19 protein-coding genes are annotated in these 10,906 nt (G+C 64.3%); 4 read left to right on the forward strand and 15 right to left on the reverse strand.

Going from position 1 to position 10,906, the window contains the following annotated elements:
- Positions 1-3: 3 nt before the first annotated feature.
- Both HPS01S_RS14860 and HPS01S_RS14865 read right to left on the reverse strand, forming a co-directional pair.
- Positions 4-1,263: an MFS transporter gene (locus HPS01S_RS14860; protein ID WP_066157667.1), complete on the reverse strand. Its 1,260-nt coding sequence runs from the start codon at positions 1,261-1,263 to the stop codon at positions 4-6.
- A complete protein-coding gene (locus HPS01S_RS14865; protein WP_127806510.1) occupies positions 1,260-1,796 on the reverse strand; it encodes a hypothetical protein in 537 nt (178 codons plus the stop codon). The genes HPS01S_RS14860 and HPS01S_RS14865 overlap by 4 nt, the downstream gene beginning before the upstream one ends.
- Before the next feature lie 173 nt (positions 1,797-1,969).
- Here HPS01S_RS14865 and HPS01S_RS14870 point away from each other — a divergent pair, with 173 nt between their 5' ends.
- Positions 1,970-2,383 (forward strand): thioredoxin fold domain-containing protein, encoded by a 414-nt coding sequence (locus HPS01S_RS14870; protein WP_066157673.1) that lies wholly within the window; start codon positions 1,970-1,972, stop codon positions 2,381-2,383.
- 78 nt (positions 2,384-2,461) lie between these two features.
- Positions 2,462-2,968: a TlpA family protein disulfide reductase gene (locus HPS01S_RS14875; protein WP_066157676.1), complete on the forward strand. Its 507-nt coding sequence runs from the start codon at positions 2,462-2,464 to the stop codon at positions 2,966-2,968.
- Between the two features lie 91 nt (positions 2,969-3,059).
- Here HPS01S_RS14875 and HPS01S_RS14880 read toward each other — a convergent pair whose 3' ends face one another.
- On the reverse strand, positions 3,060-3,512 hold the full coding sequence (locus HPS01S_RS14880) for a c-type cytochrome (RefSeq protein ID WP_066157677.1): 453 nt from the start codon (positions 3,510-3,512) through the stop codon (positions 3,060-3,062).
- 152 nt (positions 3,513-3,664) lie between these two features.
- Between HPS01S_RS14880 and HPS01S_RS14885 the strand changes: the two genes are divergently transcribed.
- Both HPS01S_RS14885 and HPS01S_RS14890 read left to right on the forward strand, forming a co-directional pair.
- Positions 3,665-4,339 carry a cytochrome b/b6 domain-containing protein gene (locus HPS01S_RS14885; protein WP_066157680.1) on the forward strand — a complete coding sequence of 225 codons (675 nt, stop codon included), beginning with the start codon at positions 3,665-3,667 and terminating at the stop codon, positions 4,337-4,339.
- Between the two features lie 107 nt (positions 4,340-4,446).
- Entirely contained in the window at positions 4,447-4,935 is a 489-nt protein-coding gene (locus tag HPS01S_RS14890) for a GNAT family N-acetyltransferase (protein ID WP_255284221.1), read from the forward strand.
- 3 nt (positions 4,936-4,938) lie between these two features.
- Here HPS01S_RS14890 and HPS01S_RS14895 read toward each other — a convergent pair whose 3' ends face one another.
- The 12 genes from HPS01S_RS14895 to rpsJ form a co-directional block, all read right to left on the reverse strand.
- Positions 4,939-5,445 carry a peroxiredoxin gene (locus HPS01S_RS14895; RefSeq protein ID WP_066157683.1) on the reverse strand — a complete coding sequence of 169 codons (507 nt, stop codon included), beginning with the start codon at positions 5,443-5,445 and terminating at the stop codon, positions 4,939-4,941.
- A 104-nt stretch (positions 5,446-5,549) separates the two neighbouring features.
- Complete coding sequence (rpsQ, locus tag HPS01S_RS14900) at positions 5,550-5,819, reverse strand: 30S ribosomal protein S17 (RefSeq protein ID WP_066157687.1); 270 nt, start codon at positions 5,817-5,819, stop codon at positions 5,550-5,552.
- A gap of 11 nt (positions 5,820-5,830) precedes the next feature.
- Positions 5,831-6,031, reverse strand: a complete 201-nt coding sequence (gene rpmC / locus HPS01S_RS14905) for a 50S ribosomal protein L29 (protein WP_066157692.1) — start codon at positions 6,029-6,031, stop codon at positions 5,831-5,833.
- 15 nt (positions 6,032-6,046) lie between these two features.
- Complete coding sequence (gene rplP / locus HPS01S_RS14910; RefSeq protein ID WP_066157696.1) at positions 6,047-6,463, reverse strand: 50S ribosomal protein L16; 417 nt, start codon at positions 6,461-6,463, stop codon at positions 6,047-6,049.
- A 2-nt stretch (positions 6,464-6,465) separates the two neighbouring features.
- On the reverse strand, positions 6,466-7,326 hold the full coding sequence (rpsC, locus tag HPS01S_RS14915; protein WP_066157699.1) for a 30S ribosomal protein S3: 861 nt from the start codon (positions 7,324-7,326) through the stop codon (positions 6,466-6,468).
- Positions 7,327-7,342: 16 nt separating this feature from the next.
- Positions 7,343-7,678, reverse strand: coding sequence for a 50S ribosomal protein L22 (gene rplV, locus HPS01S_RS14920; protein ID WP_066157701.1), 336 nt, complete (start codon positions 7,676-7,678; stop codon positions 7,343-7,345).
- 9 nt (positions 7,679-7,687) lie between these two features.
- Positions 7,688-7,963 carry a 30S ribosomal protein S19 gene (gene rpsS, locus HPS01S_RS14925; protein ID WP_066157704.1) on the reverse strand — a complete coding sequence of 92 codons (276 nt, stop codon included), beginning with the start codon at positions 7,961-7,963 and terminating at the stop codon, positions 7,688-7,690.
- A 12-nt stretch (positions 7,964-7,975) separates the two neighbouring features.
- Positions 7,976-8,800, reverse strand: coding sequence for a 50S ribosomal protein L2 (gene rplB, locus HPS01S_RS14930; RefSeq protein WP_066157707.1), 825 nt, complete (start codon positions 8,798-8,800; stop codon positions 7,976-7,978).
- 2 nt (positions 8,801-8,802) lie between these two features.
- The gene (gene rplW, locus HPS01S_RS14935; RefSeq protein WP_066157709.1) at positions 8,803-9,114 is read right to left on the reverse strand and encodes a 50S ribosomal protein L23; all 312 of its coding nucleotides are present in this window, start codon (positions 9,112-9,114) and stop codon (positions 8,803-8,805) included.
- Complete coding sequence (rplD, locus tag HPS01S_RS14940; protein WP_066157712.1) at positions 9,111-9,731, reverse strand: 50S ribosomal protein L4; 621 nt, start codon at positions 9,729-9,731, stop codon at positions 9,111-9,113. Before rplD ends, rplW begins: the two co-directional genes overlap by 4 nt.
- Entirely contained in the window at positions 9,731-10,399 is a 669-nt protein-coding gene (gene rplC, locus HPS01S_RS14945; RefSeq protein ID WP_066157714.1) for a 50S ribosomal protein L3, read from the reverse strand. Before rplC ends, rplD begins: the two co-directional genes overlap by 1 nt.
- Before the next feature lie 170 nt (positions 10,400-10,569).
- The gene (rpsJ, locus tag HPS01S_RS14950) at positions 10,570-10,884 is read right to left on the reverse strand and encodes a 30S ribosomal protein S10 (protein ID WP_066157716.1); all 315 of its coding nucleotides are present in this window, start codon (positions 10,882-10,884) and stop codon (positions 10,570-10,572) included.
- Positions 10,885-10,906: the final 22 nt, after the last annotated feature.

The following is a 10,906-nucleotide window of genomic DNA, read 5'->3' on the forward strand; positions in this document are numbered from 1 at the left end:
AGTTTATCCCCCGGGGGCTGCGCGCTGGCGCCGGTATCCGAACAGGAAAACCCCATAGGCCGACACGCAGCACAGCCCGAACACCGCGATCGCGCCCCGAAAGCGCGCCACAATGTCCCAGCCCAGCAGCGCGAAGGCGTCCACCAGTCCGCCGATCGCCCACTGCACCAGGAACACGCCGGCAAAGATCACCAGGTTGTAGGCCGACAGCGCGCGCCCGGCCGCCGCCGCAGGCAGCGCCAGCGCCACGGCGGGCTGCGACAGAGAAACGAAGGTGCTGCCCACACAGAACGCTGCCCACAAGGGCCAGCCGGCACGGGGCCCGAGCACCACAATGGCCGCCAGCACCACGAAGCTCAGGGGGAGACCCCAGGCGATCAGCCGCTCGGCCGGGATGCCCCGCCGCGACAGATGGGGGTTGACCATGCCCCACAGCCAGAAGCTCAGCAGCATGCACAGGTTGATCCCGAACAGCCCGACGGCCGCGCGCTGCGGCGTGTAGCCGGCCACCTGCACCATCCAGGGACCCGCCCACAGGGTCTGCACCGCCACCATGCCGCCGTAGTTGATGAAGCCGATGGGCGCCATCTGCCGGAAGTACGGGTGGCGCCAGATCGCACCGTAGCCCGACGCTTCGGGCGCAGCCACCACGGATGAGGGCTCCTTGCGCCAGCGCGGCACCAGCGCCGCCAGCACCAGCATGGACAGCAGCACCAGCGCTGCCAGCGACCAGAACAGCCCACGCCATCCCAGCATCGGCATCAGCCACTGCACCGGCAGGGTGGACGCCACCATGCCCATGGACCCGGTCATCAGCATCCAGGAGTTGGCACGCAGTTGCGTGGCCGGCTGCAGCCAGCGGCGGTAGCCGGTGAGTGGCGCCATGAGGCAGGCGCTCACGCCCATGCCGGTGAGCACGCGGGCGGCCAGCAAACCTGAAAAGCTGGTGGCCATGGCAAAGGCCGCACAGCCCGCCACCGCCACCCCCAGGAAGGCCAGGATCACCTGCCGCGGGCCGAATCGGTCCAGCCACGAGCCCAGGGGCAGCTGGGTCAGGGCGAAGCCGAAGAAGTACCCACCGGCCAGCAACCCGAGGTCGCTCGCCTGCAGCGACAGTTCGGCACTGAGCACCGGCGACAGCGTGGCGGTGACCGCACGGATCAGCGCCGACAGGAAGTACGTCAGCGCGAAGGCCAGAAACACCGAAACCGCCACCAGTGGCGGCAAGAGGTGGTTACCCGACTCGGTCCCGGTGCTTCTCATGGCTGCGCGAGGCTCAGCCCGGCGAAAAAGGCTTCGCGAGCCCCTTCATCCAGCCGGGCGCCATAGACCGCGGCCTGGAACACCTGTGTGCCGCGGGCGAAATACGCGGCCTGCATGACCACCGGCTGCCCCTGGGGATCGGTGCCCCGGGCCTGCACGCCCTGTGCCTGCGGCGCGCCCTTGACCCCGACCGACCAGGCCAGACCTGGATCGTCCGGCGAAGCCGCAGGCACCCGGAGCGTCTGGAGGCTCGCCACACGCCAGGCCGCCAGCGCGGCGGGCACCTGGTCGGCCCTGCCCACGTCGGCCCAGGCCAGGGCGAACCGCATGCCACCGGTCTCGCAGGCCTGCATGTGCAGTTCCACCGGCGTCCCCAGCATCGGCACCGGCCGGCTCGCACTCTCCGGCTTGCAGGGCATCAGCGCACGCAAGGGCGTGCCAGCGACCGGCCACTCACGCCAGTTGAACGTGGGACTGCAGGCCCCAAGGGCCAGCAGCGCCGCCAGGCCAGCGGCGCGCAAAGGGTGCAACAAAGGAGTCTCCGGAAGGCGCGGCAGAGTGATGCCACCATGGAGGGCTCAAGGCCCTGGGAAAGCCCCGGATGGTATCTGCATCCGCAAACGGCCCGGAGCATCCGACACGGTTGGAGGAATGCCGCAATCGCGGTATCTTCCGAGGCGCGCCAACATACTCCCCTGAGTTTTCCATGAACACCCCCGGCCATTCATCCGCCCTCCCCACCCCGACTTCGCTGCGAGGCAGCGCCCTGGCGGCGGTGGCGCGTGGCGAACCGCTGGTCGTGATGACCACCCTCGCCGGCTGTCCGTACTGCGACCTGGTGCGCAACCACCACCTGCTGCCCATGCTGAGGCAGGGGCAGTTGCATGCCGTCCAGCTCGACGTCCGCGACCGCACCAGCAACCTGCAGGGATTCGACGGCTCGATGACCACGCCCGCCGAACAGGCCAAGGCCTGGAAAGCCCGTTTCGCGCCCACCGTGCTGTTCCTGGGCGCCAAGGGAGAAGACCTGGCGGAGCGGCTGGTCGGCGTGGCGGTTCCGGATTTTTACGGGGAGTACCTCGATGCCCGCCTGCAGCAGGCTCGCGCCCGTTTGCGCTGAAACGGTTGCGGGATCGGAATGAACTCCGGGACAATTGGACGATCAGACCTCGGCCAATCCGAAATTCCCCCTGCGCCCATGATCTCCACTTTGTTCTCCCGCCGCCGCTCGCTCGCCGCCCTTCTGGTTGCCGGTGCGCTTGGCCTGTCCGGCTGCGCCTCCGGTGACGAGGCGCCTGCCTCCAGTTTCGTGCTGCTGGACGGCAGCACCACCACCACCGCGGACCTCAAGGGCAAGGTGACCCTGGTCAACTTCTGGGCCACCACCTGCGTCACCTGTGTCAAGGAGATGCCCTCGCTGGTCAGCACCCACCAGAAATACAAGGACAAAGGGTACGAAACCATCGCCGTCGCCATGAGCTACGACCAGCCGGCCTGGGTGGCCAACTACGCCCAGTCGCGCCAGCTGCCGTTCAAGGTGGCGCTGGACAACACCGGCGAACTCGCCAAGAACTGGGGCGACGTGAAGCTGACCCCGACCACCTACCTGGTCGACAAGCAGGGGCGCATCGTCAAGCGCTTCGTCGGCGAACCCGACTTTGCCGCGCTGCACAACCTGATCGAGGACCTGCTCGCCAAGAGCTGACCAAGCGAGACCCGAGCCATCAACGAAATGGGCGGACACCTTCACGGGTGCCCGCCCATTTCTGTTATTGAGGTGCCAATGAAGTGCTCGCTCACTCCTTGCGGAATGCGTCGTGGCACGCCTTGCAAGTCTTGGCAGATTCGCCGAACGCTTTTTTCAGGTTGTCCAGATTGCCCGTCTTGGCAGCCGCATTGAGCTGGGCGACCGACGCCATCATGTCTTCCGACGCCTTCTTGAACTTGGCCCCGTCGGTCCAAATTTCCGGCTTGGCTCGGGTTTCCCCCTTCTCGGAGCCGGCCACGAACCCGGCCCAGGGCAGCTTGCTCATGGTCTCCACAATCGCCGCGTTCTCTGCCGCCACCTTGGCGTCGAACGGTGCCTTGTCGCTGGCCATGGCACCGAGGCGTCCGAAGTGAGCGGCCATCACCGTGAGCGCTGCCTTGCGGTACTTGACGGCGTCTTCCGGCTTCTGGAACTGGGCCATCGCGGGCACCGACAGTGTGGACACCACGGCGGCCAGCGTGAGTGAAGCAAGCAATTTCATGAGGACTCCTGCGCAGGGTTGACTGTATGGATGAAGGTGCAGCCGCTGGGGCTACCCGAGCCGGGAGCTTCCCGCACGGGGAAAAGTTCCGCAGGAACCTGTCAGGGTTTATCTTCTCTACCTGTTCCTCGCGTCAACACTTGGCCCTCACCATGCACACCATCCGCGTCTGGGATCTGCCAACCCGTCTGTTTCACTGGGCGCTGGTCCTCTGCGTCATCGGTCTGGTCATCACCGCCAATGTGGGAGGCAACTGGATGACCTGGCACGGGCGCTTGGGCTACGTGGTTCTGAGCCTGCTGCTGTTTCGCATCGCCTGGGGTTTTGTCGGCGGACACTGGTCCCGGTTCAGCAGCTTCCTCTACAGCCCTGCAAACGTGTTGGCCTACCTCCGGGGCAACGACCGGCCGGAGCACCGCGTCGGTCACACCCCCCTGGGCATGTTATCGGTGTTCGCATTGATCGCGGTGCTGCTGCTGCAGGTGAGCACCGGCCTGGTCGCCGACGACGAAATTGCGTTCACCGGCCCGTTGGTCAGCCTAGTGTCTGGCGACACGGTGACCCAGGCCACCCGGTATCACAAGTCCATCGGCAAGCTCCTGCTCATCGCGCTGGTCGCGCTGCACGTGCTGGCCATCCTGTTCTACAAATGGGTCAAAAAGGACAACCTGGTACGACCGATGGTGCTGGGCGACAAGCAAGTCGAGGCACCGCTGCCCAGCGCACCGGACAGCACGGCATCGCGGCTGCTCGCGTTGGTGATCTGGGCGGTCTGTGGCGCTGCGGTGTACTGGCTTGTCGGCCTAGGTCAGACCAGCTGGGGATGAGACCCCGCGTGGCCGACGCCCGTCACTGTCGTATAGTGCCCGCTCGCCTGCACCGCTCGATCCTGCCGCCGATGTCCGACCCCCGTCACACCTCCCAGCTGTCTCTCATGCACGCCCGCTCGGCCGTAGAACTGGCGGCGGTCCGCTCGCTGTTCCTGGACTACCAGGCAGGACTCGGCATCGATCTCTGTTTCCAGGGATTTGAAGAAGAACTGCGGACCTTGCCTGGCGACTATGCCGAACCGTCCGGTGGACTGTTCCTCGCACAGGTCGATGGCGCACCGGCCGGTTGCTGCGCCTTCAGGCCTCTGGCCAACAGCGACCATCTCAATGCGTGTGAGATGAAGCGCCTGTTCGTTCGTCCGGCTTTCCGCGGGCTTGGTCTGGGCCGGCAACTGGTGGATGCCGTGATTACTGCTGCCCAGCAAGCCGGCTACACGACCATGCTGCTGGACACCCTGACCGACATGGAGGCAGCACGCGCGCTCTACCAGGAAGTGGGCTTTGTCGAGACTGAGCCCTATTACCACAACCCCCTGGCGGGCGCGCACTACCTCAAGCTGGATCTGCGCACCCTGACCTTGGGCGGCGCCTGAACTTCAGCCGCGGGCCTGTGCCAGCAGCGTCGCTGCGTCGCTGACCTCAAACTTGCCCGGGCCTTCCACATTCAGTGTCTTGACGACGCCGTCCTTGACGAGCATCGAGTACCGGTTGCTGCGCAAGCCCATGCCCCGGGCGGTCAGATCCAGCGTCAGGCCGGTCGCCTTGGCGAAATCGGCGCTGCCGTCTGCAAGCATGCGCACCTTGGTGCCTGATTTCTGGTCGCGTGCCCACGCGCCCATCACGAAGGCATCGTTGACGCTCACGCACCAGATTTCGTCCACACCGGCCGCCTTCAGTGCGTCGTGCTGCTCCACGTAACCCGGCACATGTTTGGCCGAGCAGGTGGGCGTGAACGCGCCAGGCAGGGCGAACAGTGCAATGGTCTTGCCGGCGCTGGCAGTGGCCGTGTCCACCGGGTTAGGGCCGATGCTGCAGCCGTTGCCCTCGACTTCGCTGTATTCCATCAGCGTGACCGCCGGAATCTTGTCGCCTACCTGAATCATGGTGTGTTCTCCTCGTTTGTGGTGACCCGTGGGCCGGAAATGAAAAAAGCGACCGAGATTCTCGGTCGCTTTCCGGGCTTGCGCAGGAATCGGCGCAAACAGGCTTACACCACGGCGGCCTTTTGAACCAGGCGGGTAGCCACCCAGTTCTTGGTCTTGGACAGCGGGCGGCTTTCGGTGATCTCGATCACGTCGCCGAGCTTGTACTCACCCTTTTCGTCGTGGGCGTGGTACTTGCTCGACTTGGCGACGATCTTGTCGTAGAGCTCGTGCTTCACACGGCGCTCGACCAGAACCGTCACGGTCTTGGCGCGCTTGTCACTGACCACCTTGCCGATCAGGGTGCGCTTGAGGGATGTTTTGGCTTCCGTCATTTCGTCACTCCTTACTTGGCGGCGGCGCGTTGCTTCTCGGCCAGGATGGTCTTGGCGCGAGCGATGGAACGGCGGGTGTCGCCCAGCGTGGCGGTGTTGTTGAGTTGTTGCGTGGCCTTCTGCATGCGCAGGCCGAAATGGGCCTTCTGCAGAGACTTCACTTCGGCTTCCAGGCCGGCCACATCCTTCTGGCGCAGTTCAGCAGCTTTCATCTATGTTCTCCTGAATCACTGACCCAGCATGCGCGCCACGAAGGTGGTGCGCAGGGGAAGTTTGGCGGCGGCCAGGGCAAAGGCTTCGCGAGCGAGTTGCTCGGGCACGCCCACGATTTCATACAGCACCTTGCCGGGCTGGATTTCGGCCACGTAGTACTCCACGGAACCCTTGCCGTTGCCCATACGGACTTCGGCAGGCTTCTGAGAGATCGGCTTGTCCGGGAACACGCGGATCCAGATCCGGCCGCCACGCTTGACGTGACGGGAAATCGCACGGCGTGCGGCTTCGATCTGGCGGGCCGTCAGGCGGCCGCGGTCGGTGGACTTCAGACCGAAATCACCGAAGGCCACGGTGGCGCCGCTGGTGGCGACGCCCGTGTTGCGGCCTTTCTGCTCTTTACGGTACTTGCGGCGAGCGGGTTGCAGCATGTTTATTCTCCTTTGCCGTCCGCAGGTGCCCCTGCGGGTGCGTCTTTGCGAACGCGCTTAACGGCGGGTTTGTCGGTGGCCTCGGCGGGCTTGTCGGAGCCATCGGTCGGGGCGGCGTTGCCACCACGGCGCACGGCGGCGCGGGCAGCCGGGCCAGCCGGGCGCTCACGGCGCGGACCGCGGGGACGGCGCTCCTCTTCCGGACGCGGGGTCTCCACCACAGGCGCGTCGTTGCGGCCCAGGGTGTCGCCCTTGTAGACCCAGACCTTGACGCCAATGACGCCGTAGGTGGTCTTGGCTTCCGAAGTGCCGTAATCGATGTCGGCGCGCAGGGTGTGCAGCGGCACACGGCCTTCGCGGTACCACTCGGTGCGGGCGATTTCAATGCCGTTCAGACGGCCGGCAGACATGATCTTGATGCCCAAGGCACCCAGACGCATGGCGTTCTGCATGGCGCGCTTCATGGCGCGGCGGAACATGATCCGCTTTTCGAGCTGCTGGGTGATCGAGTCGGCGATCAGCTTGGCATCGATTTCGGGCTTGCGCACCTCTTCGATGTTCACAGCGACCGGCACGCCCAGTTTGGCGGCCAGATCCTTCTTCAGCTTCTCGATGTCCTCACCCTTCTTGCCGATCACCACGCCCGGACGCGCCGAGTAGATGGTGATGCGGGCGTTCTTGGCGGGGCGCTCGATCACGACGCGCGAAACGGCGGCGTTCTTCAGCTTGCCCTTGAGGTACTCGCGGACCTTGATGTCTTCGGCCAGCATGCCGGCGAAGTCACGATTGGAGGCGTACCAGCGGCTGGCCCAGTTGCGGGAAACTGCAAGGCGGAAGCCGGTGGGGTTGATTTTCTGTCCCATATGTCCTCTAGCCTCTTCAGTTGCCAACCGTCACGTAGATGTGACACGTGGGTTTGCTGATGCGGTTGCCGCGGCCCTTGGCACGGGCAGCAAAACGCTTGAGCGTGGTGCCTTGCTCGACGTAGATCGACTTGACGAACAGTTCGTCGATGTCGGCGCCGTCGTTGTGCTCGGCATTGGCGATGGCGGAGTCAAGGGCTTTCTTGACGATGCCAGCGGCCTTCTTCTGCGTGAACGACAGGATGTTCAGGGCCTGGTCGACCTTCTTGCCACGAATCAGGTCGGCCACGAGACGGCCTTTGTCCACCGACAGGCGCACGCCGCGAACGACGGAGCGGGTTTCTGTACTCATGGTTGGTCCTTACTTCTTGGCTTTCTTGTCGGCCGGATGGCCTTTGAACGTGCGCGTCAGCGAAAACTCGCCGAGCTTGTGTCCCACCATCTGGTCGGTGATGTACACGGGCACGTGCTGCTTGCCGTTGTGCACGGCGATCGTCAGACCGATGAACTCGGGCAGGATCATGGAGCGGCGCGACCAGGTCTTGACCGGCTTCTTGTCCTTGGTGGACACAGCCTTCTCGACCTTGGCCATCAGGTGGTGGTCAACGAAGGGACCTTTTTTGAGAGAACGAGTCATTTCGTCAACCCCTTACTTCTTGCGACGCGACACGATCATGTTCTGCGTGCGGCGGTTGTTGCGGGTGCGGTAACCCTTGGTCAGGTTGCCCCACGGATCCACCGGTGCACGACCTTCGCCGGTCTTGCCTTCACCACCACCGTGCGGGTGGTCGATCGGGTTCATGGCGGTACCACGCACGGTCGGGCGGATGCCCATGTGGCGCTTGATACCGGCCTTGCCGATCTGGCGCAGGCTGTGTTCCGTGTTGGAGACTTCACCGATGGTGGCGCGGCAATCCACGTGGATCTTGCGCACTTCGCCCGAACGCATGCGAACCTGGGCGTAGATGCCTTCGCGGGCCAGCAGCACGGCGGAAGCACCGGCGGAACGGGCGATCTGGGCACCTTTGCCGACTTGCAGCTCGATGCAGTGGATCGTCGAACCGACCGGAATGTTGCGGATCGGCAGGGTGTTGCCCACGCGGATCGGCGACTCGGAACCGGACAGCAGCGTGGCACCGACTTCAACGCCACGCGGGGCGATGATGTAGCGGCGCTCGCCATCGGCGTAGCACAGCAGCGCGATGTGCGCCGTGCGGTTCGGGTCGTATTCGATGCGCTCGACCTTGGCCGGGATGTTGTCCTTGTTGCGACGGAAGTCGACCACGCGGTAGTGGTGCTTGGCACCACCGCCCTTGTGGCGAACCGTGATGTGGCCGTTGTTGTTGCGGCCGGACTTCTGGTGCTGGGGCTCCAGCAGCGGCGCGAAACCCGAACCCTTGTGCAGGTTCTCGCGCGTGACCTTCACCATGCCGCGACGGCCTGGCGAAGTCGGTTTCATCTTGATCACTGCCATGATTAGGCCTCCCCACCGAAGTTGAGTTCCTGACCCTCGGCCAGCGTGACATAGGCCTTGCGCACATGGTCACGGCGACCCACGGTCTTGCCGAAGCGCTTGGTCTTGCCCTTCTGGTTGAGCACGGACACGCCCTTGACCTGGACCTTGAACATCAGTTCAACGGCGGCCTTGATTTCGGGCTTGGTGGCGTCCTGCAGCACCTTGAACAGCACCGCATTGGACTGCTCGGCGGCTTGAGTGGCCTTTTCCGACACGATCGGTGCCACGAGCACCTGCATCAGACGACCTTCATCGTATTTCGTGACGCTCATGCGAACATCTCCTTGAGCTGGTCGATGGCACCCTTGGTGACGATGACCTTCTTGTAGTGCACCAGCGACACCGGGTCGGCGTAGCGCGGCTCGACCACGAGCACGTTGGCCAGGTTGCGCGAAGCCAGGTACAGGTTCTCGTCGACTTCTTCGGCGATGACCAGCACATTGCTCAGGTTCATGGCCTTGAACTTGGCGGCGAGCTGCTTGGTCTTGGGCGAGTCCACCTTGATGGAGTCGACCACGGCCAGGCGGCCTTCACGCACCAGCTGCGAGAAGATGGAGGCCATGCCGGCGCGGTACATCTTCTTGTTGAGCTTCTGGGTGAAGTTTTCGTCCGGGCTGTTCGGGAAGATGCGACCGCCCCCGCGCCACAGCGGCGAGGAAGTCATACCGGCACGGGCGTTGCCGGTGCCCTTCTGCTTGAACGGCTTCTTGGTCGAGTGCTTGACCTGCTCACGGTCCTTCTGGGCACGCGTACCTTGACGGGCGTTGGCCTGATACGCCACCACGAGCTGGTGAATCAGGGACTCGTTGTAATCACGGCCGAAGACGGTCTCGGGCACGTCCAGCTTGGACGCGGCCTGACCTTGGTCGTTCAGGAGTTCAACTTGCATCAGTTAGCCCCCTTCTTGGCCTTGACGGCGGGACGGACGGTCAGGAAACCGCCGTTGGCGCCAGGCACGGCACCGCGGATCATCAGCAGCTGACGGGCTTCGTCGACGCGGAAGATGTCCAGGTTCTGGATGGTCTTGGTCTGATCGCCCATGTGACCGGTCATCTTTTTGCCCGGGAACACGCGACCCGGATCCTGGGCCATGGAGATCGAGCCTGGCACGTTGTGCGAACGGCTGTTGCCGTGCGACGCGCGCTGCGAGCTGAAGTTGTGGCGCTTGATGGTGCCGGCGTAGCCCTTACCGATCGAAGTGCCCTGCACGTCGACCTTCTGGCCGGCGGCAAAGATGGCGTTGGCGGCCACGGTAGCGCCTGGCTGGTACTGGGCAGCCACATCGGCGGCAACGCGGAATTCCTGGATGATCTCACCCGCTTCGACACCGGCCTTGGCCAGGTGGCCCGCGATGGGCTTGGTGACGCGGGAGGCGCGACGCTGGCCAAAGGTGACCTGCAGCGCGTCGTAGCCATCGTTGGCTTGGGTTTTGACTTGCGTCACACGGTTGTTCGACACATCGACCACCGTGACAGGCACTGCGTCCCCGTCATCGGTGAACAGACGCATCATGCCCACCTTGCGACCCAACAACCCGAGGGAGTTGCTAAGACTCATTGTTTTCTCCGTTCCCGACTGCAATTGGCCGGGGCTGATGGTGCGCAGCCCACCGGTCACATGACCGAAAGACGAACGCGGTTAAGGGCCAGAAGCCCGAAAAGCCCGCCAGTATAACCAGCGGGCTTTGTTTGTGCAAGCCCGACCATCGCCGGACCTGCGCGCAGCGTTTACTGCAGCTTGATTTCGACGTCCACGCCGGCCGGAAGGTCCAGCTTCATCAGGGCGTCTACCGTTTTGTCGGTCGGGTCGACGATGTCCATCAGACGCTGGTGGGTACGGATTTCCAGCTGGTCGCGCGAGGTCTTGTTGACGTGCGGCGAACGCAGGATGTCGAAGCGCTTCATGCGGGTCGGCAGGGGCACGGGACCCTTGACGATCGCGCCGGTGCGCTTGGCGGTGTCGACGATTTCGGCGGCCGAGGTGTCGATCAGCTTGTAATCAAACGCCTTCAGGCGGATGCGGATTTTTTGCTTGGTAGACATGCGGTTCTCCGGATCCGGTTAA

This window comes from Hydrogenophaga pseudoflava NBRC 102511, assembly GCF_001592285.1.
Classification (GTDB): Bacteria; Pseudomonadota; Gammaproteobacteria; order Burkholderiales; family Burkholderiaceae_C; genus Hydrogenophaga; species Hydrogenophaga pseudoflava.